Origin of the sequence: Desulfobacter sp. (genome assembly GCA_028768545.1) — a bacterium.
Lineage (GTDB): Bacteria > Desulfobacterota > Desulfobacteria > Desulfobacterales > Desulfobacteraceae > Desulfobacter.
On record CP054838.1, the window covers coordinates 716,805 to 735,000 of the forward strand.

Annotated in this window: 17 protein-coding genes and 1 rRNA gene (1 of these 18 running past the window's edge); 7 read left to right on the forward strand and 11 right to left on the reverse strand. The window is 49.8% G+C overall.

The window, feature by feature from the left end:
* Window positions 1-244: 244 nt before the first annotated feature.
* The 9 genes from HUN05_03500 to HUN05_03540 form a co-directional block, all read right to left on the reverse strand.
* Window positions 245-760 carry a hypothetical protein gene (locus tag HUN05_03500; protein WDP84335.1) on the reverse strand — a complete coding sequence of 172 codons (516 nt, stop codon included), beginning with the start codon at window positions 758-760 and terminating at the stop codon, window positions 245-247.
* A gap of 41 nt (window positions 761-801) precedes the next feature.
* Window positions 802-1,938 carry a hypothetical protein gene (locus HUN05_03505; protein WDP84336.1) on the reverse strand — a complete coding sequence of 379 codons (1,137 nt, stop codon included), beginning with the start codon at window positions 1,936-1,938 and terminating at the stop codon, window positions 802-804.
* A gap of 87 nt (window positions 1,939-2,025) precedes the next feature.
* Window positions 2,026-3,609 (reverse strand): sigma 54-interacting transcriptional regulator, encoded by a 1,584-nt coding sequence (locus tag HUN05_03510; GenBank protein ID WDP84337.1) that lies wholly within the window; start codon window positions 3,607-3,609, stop codon window positions 2,026-2,028.
* Entirely contained in the window at window positions 3,539-4,687 is a 1,149-nt protein-coding gene (locus HUN05_03515) for a hypothetical protein (protein ID WDP84338.1), read from the reverse strand. Before HUN05_03515 ends, HUN05_03510 begins: the two co-directional genes overlap by 71 nt.
* 60 nt (window positions 4,688-4,747) lie before the next feature.
* Window positions 4,748-5,857, reverse strand: a complete 1,110-nt coding sequence (locus HUN05_03520) for an acyl-CoA dehydrogenase family protein (GenBank protein WDP84339.1) — start codon at window positions 5,855-5,857, stop codon at window positions 4,748-4,750.
* Between the two features lie 238 nt (window positions 5,858-6,095).
* Window positions 6,096-6,515: an SCP2 sterol-binding domain-containing protein gene (locus HUN05_03525; protein WDP84340.1), complete on the reverse strand. Its 420-nt coding sequence runs from the start codon at window positions 6,513-6,515 to the stop codon at window positions 6,096-6,098.
* A gap of 16 nt (window positions 6,516-6,531) precedes the next feature.
* The gene (locus HUN05_03530) at window positions 6,532-7,506 is read right to left on the reverse strand and encodes an iron-containing alcohol dehydrogenase (protein WDP84341.1); all 975 of its coding nucleotides are present in this window, start codon (window positions 7,504-7,506) and stop codon (window positions 6,532-6,534) included.
* Window positions 7,503-9,104, reverse strand: a complete 1,602-nt coding sequence (locus HUN05_03535) for a GMC family oxidoreductase (protein ID WDP87906.1) — start codon at window positions 9,102-9,104, stop codon at window positions 7,503-7,505. The genes HUN05_03530 and HUN05_03535 overlap by 4 nt, the downstream gene beginning before the upstream one ends.
* A 155-nt stretch (window positions 9,105-9,259) precedes the next feature.
* Window positions 9,260-9,712, reverse strand: a complete 453-nt coding sequence (locus HUN05_03540) for a MarR family transcriptional regulator (GenBank protein ID WDP84342.1) — start codon at window positions 9,710-9,712, stop codon at window positions 9,260-9,262.
* A 255-nt stretch (window positions 9,713-9,967) separates the two neighbouring features.
* On the opposite strand from HUN05_03540, the gene HUN05_03545 reads away from it, so the two are divergent.
* The 5 genes from HUN05_03545 to HUN05_03565 are packed head-to-tail and all read left to right on the forward strand — an operon-like array spanning window position 9,968 to window position 15,203.
* Entirely contained in the window at window positions 9,968-10,585 is a 618-nt protein-coding gene (locus HUN05_03545) for a precorrin-8X methylmutase (protein WDP84343.1), read from the forward strand.
* Window positions 10,586-10,599: 14 nt separating this feature from the next.
* Window positions 10,600-12,069 (forward strand): cobyrinate a,c-diamide synthase, encoded by a 1,470-nt coding sequence (locus HUN05_03550; GenBank protein ID WDP87907.1) that lies wholly within the window; start codon window positions 10,600-10,602, stop codon window positions 12,067-12,069.
* Window positions 12,070-12,071: 2 nt separating this feature from the next.
* Complete coding sequence (locus HUN05_03555; protein ID WDP84344.1) at window positions 12,072-13,205, forward strand: cobalt-precorrin-5B (C(1))-methyltransferase; 1,134 nt, start codon at window positions 12,072-12,074, stop codon at window positions 13,203-13,205.
* A complete protein-coding gene (locus HUN05_03560; GenBank protein WDP84345.1) occupies window positions 13,202-14,293 on the forward strand; it encodes a GGDEF domain-containing protein in 1,092 nt (363 codons plus the stop codon). The genes HUN05_03555 and HUN05_03560 overlap by 4 nt, the downstream gene beginning before the upstream one ends.
* A gap of 1 nt (window position 14,294) precedes the next feature.
* A complete protein-coding gene (locus HUN05_03565; GenBank protein WDP84346.1) occupies window positions 14,295-15,203 on the forward strand; it encodes a DMT family transporter in 909 nt (302 codons plus the stop codon).
* Window positions 15,204-15,392: 189 nt separating this feature from the next.
* On the opposite strand, the gene HUN05_03570 is transcribed toward HUN05_03565, so the two are convergent.
* Window positions 15,393-15,854, reverse strand: coding sequence for a hypothetical protein (locus HUN05_03570; GenBank protein WDP84347.1), 462 nt, complete (start codon window positions 15,852-15,854; stop codon window positions 15,393-15,395).
* The gene (locus HUN05_03575; protein ID WDP84348.1) at window positions 15,829-16,368 is read right to left on the reverse strand and encodes a hypothetical protein; all 540 of its coding nucleotides are present in this window, start codon (window positions 16,366-16,368) and stop codon (window positions 15,829-15,831) included. The genes HUN05_03570 and HUN05_03575 overlap by 26 nt, the downstream gene beginning before the upstream one ends.
* A gap of 190 nt (window positions 16,369-16,558) precedes the next feature.
* On the opposite strand from HUN05_03575, the gene HUN05_03580 reads away from it, so the two are divergent.
* Both HUN05_03580 and HUN05_03585 read left to right on the forward strand, forming a co-directional pair.
* Entirely contained in the window at window positions 16,559-17,728 is a 1,170-nt protein-coding gene (locus HUN05_03580; GenBank protein ID WDP87908.1) for an IS4 family transposase, read from the forward strand.
* Window positions 17,729-18,065: 337 nt separating this feature from the next.
* A 16S ribosomal RNA gene (locus HUN05_03585) occupies window positions 18,066-18,196 on the forward strand (it continues 1,431 nt past the right edge of the window).

Consider the following 18,196-nt stretch of genomic DNA (forward strand, 5'->3'; position numbering starts at 1 on the left):
TTAAACGTAGAACGTCAACGAATTATTGAAATTGTGCACCCTTTGTATACTCAAGAAATTTATTAAAATACTTTTATGAGCCCCTTGCAGAGAAAAGAGTTCTGAAAGAGGTTTTATCATTGTTTTTTGCATTTGGCAGGGCATAAAATTTTATGGTTTTATTTTTTAAAGAAAGTTTTTGGGATTGGGATGTGAAGTATCCATCGGACAGGGGATGAACCTTGATTCAACTTAAGGTTAGTGTTCATTCCCTGTTTTTGGCAATGGGCAGTTGAAACCGATACTCCGGCTGATTTGTGATGGGAGAGGCATCCCATTGGGCCCGGGTTCTGACATGAAACACCGGGATAATATTTTTTCCAAAATACTCTTTTTTAAATTGGGCAAAGGGCATTTTAATCTCAACCTTTTGATTTTCAATCTCCCTTGTCAAACTTTTATAAACGGCAAAAAAGACAAGGTTTTTTTGGGGGGTATTCTTTTGCTTGAGCAGGGTTATTTTTTTTGTTTTGCCTGACACACCTTCGGTTTTCAGGGTCACTGCGGGATAATAGGTTAGCCCCTGCATGCATTTTCTGGAAAACTGGAATTTAAGGGTTATCCCGTCTTTGGTGAGCCTGTGGGAAAGGTGGGTGATGCGGTCTGAATTCCTGCAGGGATTATTTTTGATCTTTTCAAGGTCCGGAATTCCCCAGCGCGAGGCTTCTGCCCTGGACAGCCCCTTTTTTAAAGGGGTGTGGCTTGTTGATGCCTGGATCATATTTTTAATATTATAGTCCAGGCAGGTGCCGTAAAGGGCCGCTAAAAACGGGGTGGAATACGAGGTGCCATGATTATTTTTTTTTCTGCCAATTTCAGCTGGCCAGGCCCCAGAATATGGGGAATCACATCACCGTCCACGGTCTGTCCGTGGCTTGAAAAGTAAGACGGGGCGGGCTGGTTTTTGTCCCGGCCGTAGGATCCCACAGAGATTAAAAACGGGGATTCAAATTTGGACAGGGCTGCGGTTCGTTCAAACCCGTTAAAAAAGCCTTTTTCCAGGTTGGTCTGGTTTACATAGAGGCTGAATTTAAGATTTTCCGGGTTCACAACTTTTTGGGCAATGAGTTTAATGTCGGCCAGCTGCTTTTCCCTGGGCAGATAGGTCAGCCGGATTCTCGGGATTTTACTGTCCAGGGAATCTGCCTGGGTAATGAGTCTTCCGGTTTTGTCCACGAGCTGGACAATGAGGTCTGATTTTTTTTTGGGAAATTCGTTCCAGAACAATTCCAGGGTCAGTTCATGCTGCTCAAACAGGATGATCCGGTTGCGGTCTGCTCTGGTTTTTGCCCTGGGTAAAAATTCAAGCACCTTGTCCCTGTTCAGGTCCTGGTAAGGGAAAAAATGCACCTTGGACCGGTCATTTCCCACGGCCTGGAACAGGGTGATTTCATAGTGGTTGAGCATCTTTATAAGCTTATGCTTGTTGGTTTTAAAATCGGTTTCAGGCTGGCCGAAATAGACACTTGATCCCTGGCTGAAACTGCCCATAAAGACCTTGTTTTTGACCATGGTGTTAAGGGCGAGGGCCAGGTCCTTGTCGGTATGGCCCTTGTCAAGAAGATAAAGATGGGCATGGGGCAGGATCTTTCTGGCCACACGATAGGCATAATACCCGTGGTTTCCGGGAATTTTTTTGCCGCTCCGGGTCACTGAGATATAATGGGTATATTTTTTTTCTTCAGGATGGGTGTCCAGCCATGGGTCAAGGCCTTCAAAGCCCGTATCAATAATGGCAAATTTTATTTTTATGCCTTTTGTATTTAAATCATCTTGGGTCCGCTGGAGAGAAAACCCCAGGCTTGTTTTGGCCTGGTCAATGGTCATGGCCAGGGGCCGCCGCTTGATGGGGGCGGCCGGCTTCAGGGGGGTCCAGGCCAATGCCGGCAGGGCAGACATAGCACTTATAATCCAGGGGATTATCAAACATAAGAGGTGTGTTTTTTTCCGGAAGTTCATTTATGACAAGGCCTCGCTGATCAAGGCTTATCTCCGGACCGGGCTGCGTTCAATGGAAATCCCCAGTTTTTTGATCCTGAAACGCAGGGTGGAGGGGTGGAGGCCTAAAATTTTTGCAGCCCCGTCCTTTCCGTTAATTTTACCCCGGGTCTGTTTGAGTACGGCCAGGATATGGGCCCGTTCTACATCTGCCATGGAGCCAAGGGCTTTATCGGATGTCGGGGCCTCGCCGTTAAGCTCTGCCTTGAGATCCTTGTTCGTGGCCGTGATCAGCCTGAAGTTGGACTGGATGGTCTTTTGGGAGCCCACCCGCTCGAATTCATGGTTTTGAAGGACCCTGAGCATCCTGACCTGGATATAGGGGGAGATATCCCCGATCTCATCCAAAAACAGGGTGCCCTTGTCTGCCAGCTCAAACCGGCCGATCCGCTGTTTGGTGGCCCCGGTAAAGGCGCCTTTTTCATGGCCGAACAATTCGCTTGCGATCAGGCTTTCAGGGAGAGCGGCGCAGTTGACCCGGATAAAGGGCCCGTCGCTGCGCAGGCTGTTCTGGTGAAGGGCCCTTGCCACAAGTTCCTTGCCCACCCCGGTTTTCCCTGTGATCAGCACGGTGGTGTCGGTTTTTGCCACGGATTCAATGAGTGAAAATACCTGTTGGATGGCAGGGCTTTTGCCCACGATTTCCCCCATGGCCAGGTTTTCTTTGAACTGCTCCTCGTAATATCTTTTTTCCTCCCTTTCTTTCTGGTAAAGGGATTCAAGGGTCTGGTACACCCTGGCATTGTCAATGGCAATGGCGGCCTGGGCTGCAAAATAGTTTAACACCTCAAGGTCGGTTTTCTTGAACACGCTTTTAAAGAGCCGGTTATCATGATAGAGCACGCCGATAAGGCGGTTATTCATCCGCATGGGCACACAGATCAAAGATTGGATCCGTTCCCTTTTTGATCCCCGGACCTTCGGGTTTACCTGGGGATCGAAAATGCCGCCCTCCTCTGAAAGCGCTGTTTTTTCAACAATCTTCATGGATGCGGCAAACCCTTTGGACATGATCTGGTCCTGGGTCAGGTTTTTGGCGGCCTCGAGAATAAGTTCTCCTGAGTTTTCCTGGGCCAGAAAAATAGCACCCCGCTCTGCTGCCGTGATCCTGTTGACCGCAGATATGATTTTGTTGAGTAGATCATGGGAATCTCTCATGTTGGCGATTTCCCGGCCCAGGTTTAAAATTTCCCTGAGCAGAAAGTCCTGGTCAGAGGATTCTTTGACCAGAAAGGAAAAATCATCCGGAATGAGCTGCTTGTCTATGGCAAACAAGGATTTAACCAGGGGGGCAGCTGTTTCAATGGCCTGTTTTTCTCTGTTTTTGCGCTGCAGGAACCTGGCCATGGAAATTCCGGCCCGTGCCAGGCAGATCTGGTGGCCCGAGTGCCGGATCTGGTCCATGGCCTTTTGAAATGTCCGGATCACCTTTGATTCCGGTTTGTTTTGGGCCTCCATGGTCAGGGCGCGGTAGTAAAATCCCATGCCCTGCATGAAGATATTATGGCTTTTTTGGTTTTTTTCCAGGATCTTGTCCAGGCAGATCCCGTCTACCCAGGGATAAGAGGCCATAGACCCTGGGTCTGGAGCTTTGGCTGGCCCGGGCCTCTTCCAGGGTCTGCTCATAGTAGACAATGGCATCCTCAAACCGGTTGAGGTTTCCCAGCAAAGAGCCCATGGTCAAAGAGGCATAGGAGGCCGTGCCCAGGTCCCCAAGGGTGGTGGTGTGCTGGTGGACCGCATCAATCATGCCGATGCCCTGGCTGATGTTGCCGCTCAGGCCCGAGGCATGGCCTGCAATGAGCTTGGCAAAACAGTCAAACCGGGTTTCAGGCGGGGTCTCAATGGCAGGGATATAGGCTTCATAGCCTGCAAATGCACGGGTGAAGAGCCCTTGCCAATAGAGCAGAAACATGTCAAATAATTTTAAGGACCGGATCAGGGCAGGATCTTCAGAGTTTTTGATCATCTGTCTGCCCTTTTCAATCTGGGTTTGGGCGGTATCGTATTTTCCGAAAAATAACTCCTGGTAGGCCAGGTTCAGGCGGAGCAGGGGAAGAACGGTTTTATCGTCCAGGGTTTTGGCCTTTGAAAGGGCTTGTTTTAATGTGGTTTTGGCCCGCTGGTAGCTCTGGGAGGCCGTCCATATCTTGGCGTATTTCAAGGTGATATGGATGAACAGCTCATCTGCCTGTTTTCCTTTGAGCAGGGATACGTCCTCCAACGCCTTGTCATAAAAAATTTGGGCTCTGTCAAACCGCCAGGCTTTTCTCTGATTGTCCCCCTCTTCCACGAGCAGGCCGCACCCCTGGATCTGGTTTTTGATCTTGAGCAGGTGGGTGGTGAGCCTGGAGTTTTTTTCAGGCATATCCGGCAGTTCTTTGGACAGGATTTCCAGGGCCCTGGCATGGAGAATTCCTGATTGAGAGCCGGAGAGACCGGAAAGGAACTGGGATTGTTTTTCAGGGTCATTGAATTTGAAAATGCCGGTATTGCTGTTTTTAATCCAATGGTTTTCACAGCCGAACTCAAGGGCAGACAACACCTTGAGAGCTTTTTCCCCGGTCAGTTCAATGACCCAGTCAATGGAAAACTCATCTTCAAAAACTGAGGATTGGGCCAGGATCTCAAGTGCTCTGTCTTTTCCCATTGTTTATCCTTTCCAAGACACCCTGGCCACAGGAAATGGTCCGCCTCTTTGCCGGGTGCCTTAATATCCTTCGAGTTTGGCGATAATATCCTTCATGACTTCATCTGCCCCGCCGCCCACGGAGATGAGTTTTGAATCCCTGAAAAACCGGGATATGGGCATCTCGTTCATAAAACCGGATCCCCCGAAATACTGGAGGCAGCCGTCTGCCACCTTCTGCACCACCTGGGCCGCTAAAAGCTTGCCCATGGAGACCTCTTTTGAGGCGTCCATTCCTGCGGTCTTCAGCCGGACAATATGGTAGGTCAGCTGCTTGAGGGCGAGGATTTCAGCCTTCCACTGGGCCAGGTTGTGGCGGATGACCTGCTGTTTGATCAGGGGTTTGCCGAATACCTTCCGGGAGCGCAGATAGTCCACGGTTTCCTTGAGGATCATCTCAGAGGTGCCGTATGCCAGGGGCAGGGCGGAAAACCGTTCATGCTGGAACTGCATCATCTGCTGGATAAAGCCTTCACCTTCGGTGCCGATGAGGTTTTGGGCCGGGATTTTCATATTGTCGAAAAACAGCTCAGCCGTATCAGAGCTGCGCATGCCCATCTTGTCCAGCTTTTTGCTTACGGAAAAGCCGTCTAAATCTGTTGGAACCACAAAGAGGCTGAAGCTGTGGTACCCGGGCTCATCGCTTGTCCGGGCCAGCAGGGTTAAAAAATCGGCCTGGGTGCCGTTGGTGATATAGGTCTTGGACCCGTTGAGGATATAGTGATCCCCCTGTTTTTGGGCAAAGGTTTTCAAGGCTGCCACATCAGAACCGGCATCCGGCTCTGTAACGGCAATGGCAGAGACCATCTCTCCTTTAAGGGCGGGTGTTAGATAGGTCTTTTTAAGGTATTCGCTGCCAAAGTCATAAATGGCCGGGGTGGCCCTGATTTTGGCGATCTCTTCGAGAAAAACAAGTTCATACCAATAGTCCAGCCCTTCTCCCCCGTATTGGGTATCATACCGGATGCCCAAAAAGCCCAGTTCCCCCATTTTTTTGAAAACATCATGAAGCGGGGTTTTGCCCTCTTCTTCCCATTGGTCAATGTTGGGGTTGATCTCTTGTTTGATAAAATCCGCCACTGCTTTTCTGACCAGCTCATGGTCTTTGGTGAAATAGAGGTCTTTTGCCATTTTAGGTGTCCTTTTTAAAGGTTAGATCCATTAAGGGCCTGAATGTCCGGCACCCTTGTTTTTTTCTACCCTTGAATGAGCAATTTCCATTCCACATTTTTAGAAAACCCTGGACGATGATGTTTTTGTTCCTGGATTGGCGCCAGATCATTGTCCCGGCCCGGGTATTCCCCTGGCGCTCCGGTTGCCCCAGACAAGTCCGGTCTCAATATATTGATAAAAAACCATATGCTCTCGTTTATATCTCCAGCTTGTCCTGGAATCCAAGCTCTGTCAAGGCGGATTCATAAAGTTTGGCCACTTTTCTGGATTTGGGGGCCAGTCTTAACAAGCCCATGGCCGAGCCTTTGATTTTAATTCTTCCCCGGGTAATGGCCATGGCTGCATTGATTTTATTGGCCCAGGAAAGATGGCCCTGGTCTGCGGAGAGAATCAGGGTCAGATTGGGTTTGTCACCGGGTCTGCCCGGGCCATAGGAAAACTGGTTGTTCCGGCAGTCCGACCAGAATGAGCACTCCTCCCCGTTTTGGGTGTAATCGTACCAGATCAGCTGGTTGATTTTTTTGATGCCGGTCAATAGTTTTTCATCCTGTTCAATTTTTTCCATGAGTTTTAAAAAGGCCGTGATGGCCTGGGCGGGTGAGTCCCAATATTTCATGATTGACTCCTTGCGTTTAGGAAAATTTGGAGGATATCCTCTTCATCCATTTCCCTGGGGTTGTAGGACAACTGGGAATCACAGGCGGCTTTTTCAACCAAAGATTCCAAAAGCTCTTTTTGGTCCGGGACATGATAGGTCTCAAGTGTGGGGGTGAGATGAATTTTTTTTTCAGCTGGATCACCGCCTCAACCGAAGCCTGGCCAGCCTCCTGAAGGGTTAGATTTTGGGTGTTTACGCCCAGGGCCTTGGCAATTATGGCATAGCGTTCTGGGGCGGCCTCAAGGTTAAAGGCCATGACCCAGGGCAACAGGATGGCATTGGCAATGCCGTGGGGGATTTTGTACTCTCCGCCCAGGGCATGGGTCAGGGCATCCATGCCTGTGGCGGCGGTCATCTCTTGGGGCAGCCCCAGGATGAGTTCAGGATCCAGCATGGCAATATCGGCATTAAAGGGATGGGCCACCCCTATTTTTTTCCCGGCATCAGAATCCAGGACCACCAGTCCGTTGGTCACCTCGCTGCCGGTGCCCGCGGTGGTGGGAAAGACAACTTGGGGAGGCAAAGAGGCTGGATTCTCGTAAAGGGCGGCCTGTTCTGCCAAAGGACGAAAATCTTTTATGCCTTCTCCGATCATGATGTTAATGGCCTGGGCCGTGTCCATGACAGAGCCCCCGCCCACCACCACCATGGCGTCTGCCCGGCATGTTTTGTAAAAGGGCGCCCCTTTGTTGATGATGTCGATTCTTGCATCCTGAAGAATCTCATCAAAGATGCCCGCCGGTTCAAACCCGTCTGCCCGGGCCGCATCAATCACCATTTGGGTGACACCGGCTTCCCGCACGCCGCGGTCCGTGATAAACAAGGGCCTTTGGGCCCCAAGAGTTTGTAATTCAAATCCCAGTTCCTCTCTGACCCCTGGGGCGTAGAGGATTTTTGGGCGGTTGCTCCACATGAAAAAAGGGTTAAATTCAGGGTTTAGATCGTTCATCTTAGTCCTTTTTTGATATTTGTGTTTTTAGGCGGAACCAGGCCCATGGCCCTTTCAGCCATGGCTGTGATGGTCAGGCTCGGGTTGACCCCGATATTGGCGGATATGGCAGATCCGTCCATGATGTAGAGTCCCGGATGACCAAATACCTGGTGAGAGGTGTCAATCACCCCGTTCCGGGCAGAGGATCCCATGTGGCATCCCCCCAGGACATGGGCGGTAAAGGATAAATTGCCCAGGCTTTCCATGGCGATATTCAGGGGAATCCCGCAGGTCAGGCCGGCCAGGGTGGTGGCGGCCTTGTTGGCCACACGCAGATTGGTCGGGGCCTGTTTCCCTTTGATCGGTACGGTTTTAAGCGAATGTTTTAAAAACAGGGCGCTGGGACAGGGTTTGTATTTGAATGAAATCTGATTGTCCAGATCCTGCATCACCGTGAGCACGGTCATCCGTTTGTGCCAGTTTTTTGCAGACCAGTTTTCCACCAGTATTTTTGGACGGGCAAGCATTTTGCCAAGGGTTTTCACGGCACGGATTCTGGGATTGTCATGGTCAACCATGGGGCCGAAATACCATTTTTGAAAGGAAAATCCCCTGGGAAACCGGTTCTGGGTGATATGGGTGTGTGCATCCGGATAAAAATCAGAAGAGATGGCGGTTCCCTTTGACAGGTCAATATCAGGATTTTGGGAGAGGACACCCACAATGGCTTCCGAATTGGTCCGGACCACCTTGCCCATCTGGCGTGAGATCAAAGGAAGCGTCTTTGTGAGATCACGGCACCTGAAGAGAAGTGCCAAAGAGCCGAGCACGCCCGCGGCCACAATGACCTTTGATGCCCTGATGTCGGGATATCGGGTCAAGGGCTTGAGCGGATGGGTCATGGAAAGCGTATACCCCCCGTCACGGGTGGGCATAATATTGACCACCTTTCTTTGGTCAAGGATGCGCACCCCTTTTTTCCGGGCCAGGAAAAGATAGTTTTTATCCAGACTGTTTTTAGACCCATGGCTGCACCCGGCAAGGCATTCCCCGCACATGCGGCAGCCGGTCCGCTCAGGCCCCCGGCCTTTAAAATAAGGATCATTGACCGTGATACCCGGCCGGTCAAAATAAATGCCCATGGGGGTGGGGCCAAAGCTTTTTTCGACTCCCATTTTCCGAGCAGTCTTTTTAAGATATCGGTCCATGGTGTCAAAGCCGGGATTTGGGGTGACTCCGAGCATTTGGGAAGCGGTTTCGTAAAACGGGGCCATCTCCTTTTCCCAGTCAATGCCCAGGCTGGACCAGAGGGGATCTTTGTAAAACCGGGCCTTGGGCTTTAAGAGTACCGAGGCATAGACCAGGCTGCCGCCGCCCACCCCGACCCTGCCGACCACACCCAGATGTTTGAATATGGCCTGGGAAAAATAACCGTCCATTCCCAGACCCGGCATCCATAGCAGTTTTTTATAATCCCGGGCACCCGCCTTGATCCGGTCAGGCCCGACATGGCCACCCTGTTCCACCACAGCCACCCGGTATCCTTTTTCGGCCAGCCTCAAGGCCGAGACATTGCCGCCGAACCCGCTGCCGATAATTACATAGTCAAACTGCATCTGCACCACCTTTTTAGAATCGATTAACCCCCTGGATTTATCGCAAAATTCCCGAACCTGTCTTGGTGTCAAGGCTTGCCCAACACTGGGGTAAACTTTGGTGCTTTTTGTTGCTTTTGCCCAAAATTTTGGGCCGGACCGGGATCTCCGGCCGATTATTTAGGTATATGGAGCAGGCCGTCCATTAATCGGGCTGTGGTCAGAACCGCCTTTATCTGTTCATGGGTCAAGGTTGAAAGATTTTTAAGAATAATATCAGAGGAATGGTCTTCAACAGCCTTGACCAGATTTTCTCCCCTGGCATCTAAGGAGACCTGGACAATGCGCTTGTCTTTTGCGGTTTTTTTCCGGGAAACCATGCCCCTTGCGGCCAGACGGTCCACTACCCGGGTGGCCGTGCTCACGGGCACCTGCATTTCCCTGGAAATGTCGCCCATGGTGGACGGGGACTGCCGGCGTAGAAACTGGAGCAGAAAAATGGCATCATAGTTGAGTTCAAAACATTTGACCTTGTCCTGCTCAAACTTGTAGATGGCGCGGAAGCAGTTGAAAAGAAGGTCCTTGATTTCATCTTCGGACAGGTTTAATGGCCGCTTGTCTAAGGTCATGAATAAATTACTAATTCATTTATTTGCACAATGCAAATAAAATGGGGTAATCTCATGAACTCAGACACTTATGGCAAGTTGTGAGAAAATCCGATCCAGGCCAACACAAGGCCTGTCAATACAAAAATATATGATTTGTTTTCATTTAATAATCTAGCATTCTGGAAAGAGACTTCGATTGCCAAAGGTCAATGAAAAATGATATTAAATCAGGATCAGCCAACGATTATCCTTAAAAAGGAATGAGAACCATCAATGAAACCCCAGGAAATTGAAGACTTAAGTTTTAAGATCATAGAAGATGAAGCAGGCGACCACGGGTTCAGCCCGGAGCGATGGCCTGTGGTGAGACGGATGATCCATACCTCGGCGGATTTTGAGTATATCCATACCATCCGGTTTAATCAAAATGCCGTGGCAAAAGGAATTAAAGCCATTCGATCCGGGTGCAAAATTGTAACAGACACCAATATGGCAAGGGTGGGGATCCGGAAAAAAGAAATAGACTCCTTTGGGGGCAGTGTGAGCTGCTTGATCGGGGAGAGGGCGGTGGCCGAGATGGCCGAAGATAAGGGGACCACCCGGGCTTTGGCTGCCGTGGACATGGCCTGTGAAACCCTGGGACAGGGCATTTATGTGGTGGGAAACGCGCCCACGGCCCTGCTGCGCCTGATTGAACTCATCCAAGACAAAAAGGCCGCCCCGGCCCTGGTGATCGGATTTCCCGTGGGCTTTGTCAATGCGTCTGAATCCAAGGAGGCCCTCATGGCCCTGGATATTCCCTATATCACTAACCAGGGGAGAAAAGGGGGATCCAATATTGCGGCCAGTGTGGTGAATGCCCTGGCCATAGCCGCTTACGCCCAAGGCTGAAAAGGGGGGATACCATCAAAGGTTTTGTCATCGGTGCCACGGGCAGCGGCACGGGAAAAACAACTATCAGTCTGGCCCTCATGGCCTGGCTGGAAAAAAAAGGGATACGTGTGGCCCCCTTTAAGGTGGGCCCGGATTTTATCGATCCCGGCCTTCATTCAAAGGTGGCAGGATCTGTCAGCTTTAATTTGGATTCCTGGATGCTGTCCAGATCCTACAATCGCGATCTTTTTTATTCCAAGTCAAGGGATCGGGAGATTGCGGTTGTAGAGGGGGTGATGGGCTTGTTTGACGGGTATGATGTCCTGTCAGACACAGGCTCCACCGCCCAGATGGCCAAGTGGCTGGACCTGCCGGTTCTGCTGGTTGTCTCTGCAAAGGGCAAGGCCAGGAGTGCGGCAGCTATTGTAAAGGGATTTGAAGCCTTTGACCCGGATCTTAAATTTGCCGGGGTGGTTTTTGCCCAGGCCGGCAGCCAGCGCCACTATCAATATTTAAAGGATGCCGTTGAGCAAAACTGCACCACTCCCTGTCTGGGGTATTTGCCGCAAAATGAAAAAATTGTCATGCCCGAACGTCATCTGGGTCTGGTCACAGCCGATGAAATGCCCATTTCATCCAAGACCCTTTCTGCCCTGGTCTCCATGGTGGACGACCATTTGGACATGGACCGGCTGATCAATGGGCTTTTGGACCTGGAATTTCCGGAAATCGGACGGGCCGATACGCCAAGAATCAAGCAAGATCCATCAGCCACCCGGGTAAGGGCGGGTGAAACCCGTGTCCCGGGGTTAAAAGCTGTGCAGGGACCCGGCCGCGCCCGGATTGCCGTGGCCAGGGACAAGGCCTTTTGTTTTTATTACCCGGATAATCTGGAGATGCTTGAGGCGGCAGGGGCAGAACTGGTCTATTTTTCTCCTTTAACCGCCTCTTGTTTGCCCGAGGACATAGACGGGATCTATTTTGGCGGGGGATACCCTGAACTCAATGCCAAAGCCTTGGCCACAAAAACCCTGCTGCTGGATCAGATCCAAGAGGCCAGCCTTGGGGGAATGCCCATTTACGGGGAATGCGGGGGGTTTATGTTCCTGTGCCGGGATCTGATTTCGGCCCGGTCAGAAGCGCCTGCCCGGATGTGCGGGGTGTTTGAGTTTGATATCCAAATGTCAACGCGGCTCAGATCCCTGGGATACAGGGAAATTACCCTGACCCGGGATACCCTGATCGGTAAAAAAGGGGACAGGATGCGGGGCCATGAATTTCACTATTCTTCCATGGTTGAAACCCAACCCTGTGAAAATGTTTCTGACACGGTATACGAGGTGGCCTCCAGGGTTGGGCAAAAGGTCTCATTAAAGGGGTATCAGAAAAATATGACCCTGGGCTCTTATTTTCACCTGCATTTTGGGAGCAGCCCCGGGGCTGCCCCGAGATTTGTCGGTTGCTGTGAGGCTTTCCGGCAGGCCAGGTCTTCCAAGGGATAAGCATGGCAAAAAAAAGGCTGAAATCAGGATTCACCACAGGGGCTGCTGCTGCTGCCGCAGCCAAGGCAGCCCTGTTGTCGCTTTTTTCCCCTAAGCCCCCTGCCAGGGTTGAGATCTTATTTTTAACCGGAGAAAAAAAAATCATTCCGGTGCACCAGGTGATCCGGGCCTCCAAGACCTGCGCCACGGCCCTTATTATCAAGGATGCCGGAGATGATCCTGACATCACCCACAAGGCTCAGATCGGTGTCAATTTGACCCTGGCACCGGCAGATCTGCCTGAAATTCGGATTTGCGGCGGCAAAGGCGTGGGGGTGGTGACCAAGCCCGGTCTTGAGGTGGAGGTTGGAGAACCGGCCATTAATTCAGGCCCGAAACAGATGATTAAAGAATCGGTGAAATCCGCATTTGCCCAGCTTGGCCAGGGGTTTTGCCACAGGGTAAATGTGGAGGTTTTTGTTCCCAAAGGCGAGGCCCTGGCCAAAAAAACCTTGAACATGCGGCTGGGCATCCTCGGGGGAATCTCCATTTTAGGCACCACAGGCATTGTCAGGCCCCTGTCCCATGATGCCTATATTGCCACCATCCGGTCGGGGATCTCTGTTGCAAGGGCCAATGGCGCCTCTTGCCTGGTCTTTACCACGGGCCGTCGCAGTGAAAGATATGCCATGGATATTTTTTCCCAATACCCCTCCCAGGCCTTTATTCAGACCGGGGATTTTTTCAAGGCAGGCATTGATATGGTTGGGGCTGAAAATGAGTCCAGGGCCATGGCGCCGGGGCCCGGGTCAATTGAGAAGATCATTTATACCATATTTTTCGGCAAGGCCGTTAAAATGGCCCTGGGATTTGAGCACACCCATGCGGCCAAATCCGAACTCACCCTGAAAACCCTGGCAGATTGGGCCGGGCAGGAGACCCGGGATAAGGCTCTTGTTCAAAATATTGTTACAGCCAATACGGCCCGCCATGCCTTTTCTTTTGTGTATCCGGATTATCCCGGCCTTTTGGCCCGGGTGGGAGCCACGGCCAGGGACCATGCCCTTGGCTTTGCCCGGGACCAGATCGAGATCCGGATCATTATCCTGGATTTTGAAGGAAAGATTGTCTTTGACTCGGAAAGGAAGAGTTCATGAAAAAACATGCATCCAATGCCCGGCTGATCCTCAATGCCCTGGGAGAACTGACCGGTTTTTTAAAAGACCTTGATACAGAAGCGGACAATGAGGTTGCCACCAATCAATGCTTTAACCACCCCCTTGAAATCATCCGCCAGACCATGCACTTTGATGTTTCCGTGCTTTACAAGGTCTCCAATGTGATCAATGACAGACTCATCCTTGAAGTGGTCAAGGTGGTGGACCCCGACCATGCCAGAATGGACCTTCAGGAGGGGCGGAAACTCCGGCTTTTTCTTGATGCCAGGGACAAGCGCTATGTGAACGAGGTCAATGCCTATATCGGCCGGAGCACCTCCCATATTAATGTGGCAGGCATGGGGTGCGATATCATGGGATATGTCTTTTTCCCAAAGGATTTTGGCGGGGCCTATCTGGTGGGCGGGGACTTTGTGGGCAATGAATCCCGGGTGCTGGATTTTGAGATTTCTGCCATGGACGTGATGTGCAATATTTTGTCTACGCTTTTGCTTAAAACCCGGTTTAAGCAAAAGGCAGAGTATGATGATCTGACCTCTTTGTATAATTCGGGAAAGATAAAAGAGGAGGTCAACCGGGTGGTCAAGCGGTTCAGGCGGAAATCGGGCAGTGAAGCCGTCATTGCCATGGGGGATATTGATTTTTTTAAAACGGTCAATGACACCTACGGCCATATCCAGGGGGATATGGTGTTAAGGGAGGTGGGCCAGATTCTTTCCCAGTCCATGAGGCAGTATTTTGATGTGGCCGGACGGTACGGGGGGGAAGAATTTTTAATGGTCTTTGATGATACAGACCATGGCATGGCCATGGAGATTGTGGAGCGGATCAGAAAACGGATTGAATCCCACAAATTTGTCCGTGTGGATAAAAGAGGACGGCCCGTCAAGGAAGAGTTCCTTCAGGTGACCATGTCGTTCGGCCTGGCCCGTATGGGCTCCCGGGACCTGCCCTGCGAGGCCATTGACTGGATTGCCCGGGCCGACAATGCCCTGTACAAATCCAAGCAGGATGGCCGGAACAAAACCACCCTGATTGAGAAGAGTCCAGAGGATCCTCTACCTTAATATGAAAAATACAGAGATGACCCTTGGGGCCGCAGTGTTTACCATTTTTCTGTGCATACTTTTCGGCGGGAACGGGGTGGCCATGAAGCTTGGCTATACCGGTCTTGGCCCCTTTACCTCTGCCGGTACCCGGTTTACTTTGGCTGCATTTTTGCTGGTGCTCTGGGCAAGATACAAGAAAATCAACCTGAAACTGGACCGCACTCAATGGGGGCTGATCCTGGTTCAATCGGCTCTGTTTATCACCCAGGTCTCCGGGTTCCACCTGGGACTTAACCATACCACCGCCTCCCATGCGGCGATTGTTGCCAATGTTCTGCCCTTTATGGTTCTTGTCCTGGCCCATTTTTTTATTCCCGGAGACCGGATCACCTTTAAAAAGGGGGCAGGCATTTTGCTGGGCTTTGTCGGGGTGGTGATCTTGTTTTTTGATTCACCCGACCTGGGCGGAGATCTTCAGAAAGGGGATCTTATCGTTCTCGGGGCCGTGGTCTGCTGGTTTGTATCTGCCGTATATGTCAAGCGGATCATCCATCGGTTCCATGCGGTTCAGATCACCTTATACCCCATGATACTGGGGCTTCCTGTCTTTTTTTTCAACGGCTGGATCTGGGATGAGGCCATGGTGACCCAGATCACCCCCACGGTGGTAAAAACCATACTTTACCAGGGAGCAATAACCGCAGCCTTTGGATTTGTGGCCTGGAACACCATGCTCCAGAGGTTCGGGGCCACAGCCCTGCACTCTTTTGTCTTTATCGTGCCCCTGGCCGGGGTTACAAACGGGGTGATTCTGCTGGACGAGCCCGTGACCCACCACCTGTTAGGTGCCATCTCCTGTATTGTGATCGGGATTGTGGTGGTTAATCTGAGGCGGCCACGAAAGATCCCGGTGGCCCCTTTACATTAATTAAGACGGCTGTCCGGGCAAAGCGTTTTACCTCATCTGCTGGGTTACAGTCCGCTCACAGTAAAGGACTACGGTGCCTTGCAGCTAAGGCAAAAACGCTTTGTGAAATATGCGGTCTAAGGCTTCACGGCCTGGCGCTTTGCAGCTATAGCGGTTCGCATAAGTTTGTTTTTGTTTGAATTATGCCGTCTAAGCCGGGGTGATTGTCACACAGGCCTTGTCTGAATCTTCCTGGAAATGGAATAGCCCCTGGAAAAAATCCTGGGTTTCGTAAGTGGTGCCATTATCAGGATCACCCAGGATGACCGGGCCAGGCGCACTGCCCGGCAGAATAAAATATCCAGGGGCTGTGTCCATGGGAAGGATATAAATGGATAATAATTCCTGGTCTACAATGTGGGGAAAGACAATGCCCGGGGGAATAAAAAAAGTGCCTGGTTTTGAAATGCCCCATCCTTTATATGGCCGTTCCTGTCCGAATTTATTCCAGCCCAGGTAGATCTGTTTTGAAAACTCATGGTTCAGTCCCCTGTGATATAAAAAAATCAAGGGGTCTTCATTGTTTTTTCCCCATAAATGGCGGTGTGACCTTACGGCAAAGGCCATGGCCTTTCTTTTCCAGGTCTCAGAGGGGGTGGTGGTTTTTTTCATTGGGAATAAAATAGGCCAGATCCTCATGGGACAAGGCCTTTGCCTTTTCAATTATGGTTTGGGAATACCGCCCCAATTCAATGAGAGCGGTTTGCTTCTCTAAATACATCTTCTCATCCATGCGCCTGGAATACCATAAAATTTTTGGCACCAAAAGGGCGTTTATATAAGGGATGTTTTGATGCCGGCAGCATTTTGCCCCTTTGCCGTCATCCATGATGACAAAGGCCCCGGAGGGTGTGCCGGTCTGCTGGTGATAAAGGGCAAGGGTCTGTTGCTCCCCCATACCTTTTAAAGGAATGGGAAAGGTCATTTTGCCGGGTGTTTGAACCTGCACCTTGTTTTGGGTTTTCATTGTGCCAAAAAATTGTGCCCCTGGATATCCTTTTATCCGGACTTCTTGAAAAACCTTTCGGGCCATGATCAGATGGTAGGCTTGGGTACACGGGATAAAAAGATCGGCCTTGAACAGCAGAATGGCAGATGAGGCATCAATAAATACAGGGGTTATCATTAAAATTCCTTAAAAATTTTAGAATTATCTTCAAAATATTTATCTTAATCTAAGATAAATATCAGTAGTGTCCGGTTAGGTTGTTGCGTATAAAAAGCATCTAAAATCATTGAAAAAACAGTCTGTTTTGTGTTGACAAATGTGCGTAAAAATTTTTGTGCGCCTTGAAAACTTAACTCAAGGAGCTCAAATGACGCACATCTCAGTCCCTAAAAAACAACTACGGTCCCTGAACTTTGACAATTTCAGGTGCCCTCTGATAAAGTCACTTTCAAAAGCACCGGAATTACAATCTCGAGGAGACCGCCCTTTAAAAATGACATTCGAAGACCAGATAAATGCTTTGGTTTATTTCCATCTTCAGGAGCACAAGTCTGCCCGACATTTAATTCAGGATCTCAAGGAGAATGTTTTTGCTAAAGAAAATATTGCGCCAGACGGTGGTATCAGCCGTAGTAGTTTCTGTGAAGCCATCAATCACAGGGGACTCGAACAACTGCAATTTATCTTTGAGGATCTTTATAAACAGGCTCTTGAGTGTCATCCGGGTGAACACGCCGAGTTAGGAGAGTTGGTTTCCATTGACGGTAGTCTCATAAATGCAGTCCTTTCAATGCACTGGGCGAACTACAGAAAAGGAAGTAAAAAAGCCAAAGTACATTGCGGATTTGACATTAATCACGGAATCCCAAACAAAATCTTTTTGACTGAAGGCAACGGCGCTGAACGCACTTTTGTTCCCAAAATACTTTCCAAGGGGCAAACAGGTGTTATGGATCGTGGATATCAATCCCATAAAGAATTTGACCTGCTTCAGGAGCAAGGCAAACATTTTGTCTGCCGTATAAAAACCAGGACAACAAGAACAATTATTGATAACCACGAGACCCCTTCCGACAGCTACATTTTTTATGATGCACTGGTTAAACTTGGTACTCCGAATCAAAACCAGACGAAAAGGCCTGTTCGGGTTGTTGGCTATAAAATTGCTGGCGTCAAATACTATGTGGCAACTGACAGGCATGATTTAACAGCGGAACAAATAGCAACAATTTATAAACTCCGGTGGACCATTGAGGATTTTTTCAAATGGTGGAAAGAACATCTGAAGGTATATCATCTCATTGCCCGCAGTGAATACGGCCTTATGGTTCAGATTCTTGGCGGCCTTATTACTTACCTGTTACTGGCAATCCATTGCCAAAAACAGTTTAATGAAAAGGTCACGATCAAAAGAGTTCGGCAGCTGCGAACCGCCATTCTAAATGACCTGTTTGGCTGCGAGGAGCAGGGCTCTCATAGTTCAAACAGGGACAATATTGTCAAAGATCAAAAAATTATTGAGCAAGCAAAAACCTAACCGGACATCACTGGATAAATATACATCAAAAACAGATAAAATTAAAACAAGGGCTTGCCCCAGCAGGGACCTGGTGGAATCTTGGTTTTTTGAACTGTCTGAATTAAAAGGTAAATTTTTTGATTCTTTGATTGAGGTAAAAAAAAATGAAGAAAATTTAAAAAAGGGTTTGACAGGCATGGGGAATTCAGGCATATTACGCCGGTCTTCACGAGGGGACACGGCAACGCGGCCTTCGGGAAAACAAGTTTGATCTTTGAAAATTGGTCAGTGAAGAAGAAAAGAGCAGGTCCGGCTTCGTTGGAAGCTGTGACCGCAAGTTTTAGTAAAAGGATTATAACTGGAGAGTTTGATCCTGGCTCAGAATGAACGCTGGCGGCGTGCTTAACACATGCAAGTCGAACGAGAAAGGGATTGCTTGCAATCCTGAGTAGAGTGGCGCACGGGTGAGTAACACGTAGATAATCT

What these genes read in the sequence shown, in the direction of transcription:
- HUN05_03500 (WDP84335.1), bottom strand. Translation starts at nt 760, where the DNA reads ATGATCCAGGCATCAACAAGCCACACCCCTTTAAAAAAGGGGCTGTCC.
- HUN05_03505 (WDP84336.1), bottom strand. Translation starts at nt 1,938, where the DNA reads ATGTCTGCCCTGCCGGCATTGGCCTGGACCCCCCTGAAGCCGGCCGCC.
- HUN05_03510 (WDP84337.1), bottom strand. Translation starts at nt 3,609, where the DNA reads ATGGCCTCTTATCCCTGGGTAGACGGGATCTGCCTGGACAAGATCCTG.
- HUN05_03515 (WDP84338.1), bottom strand. Translation starts at nt 4,687, where the DNA reads ATGGGAAAAGACAGAGCACTTGAGATCCTGGCCCAATCCTCAGTTTTT.
- HUN05_03520 (WDP84339.1), bottom strand. Translation starts at nt 5,857, where the DNA reads ATGGCAAAAGACCTCTATTTCACCAAAGACCATGAGCTGGTCAGAAAA.
- HUN05_03525 (WDP84340.1), bottom strand. Translation starts at nt 6,515, where the DNA reads ATGAAATATTGGGACTCACCCGCCCAGGCCATCACGGCCTTTTTAAAA.
- HUN05_03530 (WDP84341.1), bottom strand. Translation starts at nt 7,506, where the DNA reads ATGAACGATCTAAACCCTGAATTTAACCCTTTTTTCATGTGGAGCAAC.
- HUN05_03535 (WDP87906.1), bottom strand. Translation starts at nt 9,104, where the DNA reads ATGCAGTTTGACTATGTAATTATCGGCAGCGGGTTCGGCGGCAATGTC.
- HUN05_03540 (WDP84342.1), bottom strand. Translation starts at nt 9,712, where the DNA reads ATGACCTTAGACAAGCGGCCATTAAACCTGTCCGAAGATGAAATCAAG.
- HUN05_03545 (WDP84343.1), top strand. Translation starts at nt 9,968, where the DNA reads ATGAAACCCCAGGAAATTGAAGACTTAAGTTTTAAGATCATAGAAGAT.
- HUN05_03555 (WDP84344.1), top strand. Translation starts at nt 12,072, where the DNA reads ATGGCAAAAAAAAGGCTGAAATCAGGATTCACCACAGGGGCTGCTGCT.
- HUN05_03560 (WDP84345.1), top strand. Translation starts at nt 13,202, where the DNA reads ATGAAAAAACATGCATCCAATGCCCGGCTGATCCTCAATGCCCTGGGA.
- HUN05_03565 (WDP84346.1), top strand. Translation starts at nt 14,295, where the DNA reads ATGAAAAATACAGAGATGACCCTTGGGGCCGCAGTGTTTACCATTTTT.
- HUN05_03570 (WDP84347.1), bottom strand. Translation starts at nt 15,854, where the DNA reads ATGAAAAAAACCACCACCCCCTCTGAGACCTGGAAAAGAAAGGCCATG.
- HUN05_03575 (WDP84348.1), bottom strand. Translation starts at nt 16,368, where the DNA reads ATGATAACCCCTGTATTTATTGATGCCTCATCTGCCATTCTGCTGTTC.
- HUN05_03580 (WDP87908.1), top strand. Translation starts at nt 16,559, where the DNA reads ATGACGCACATCTCAGTCCCTAAAAAACAACTACGGTCCCTGAACTTT.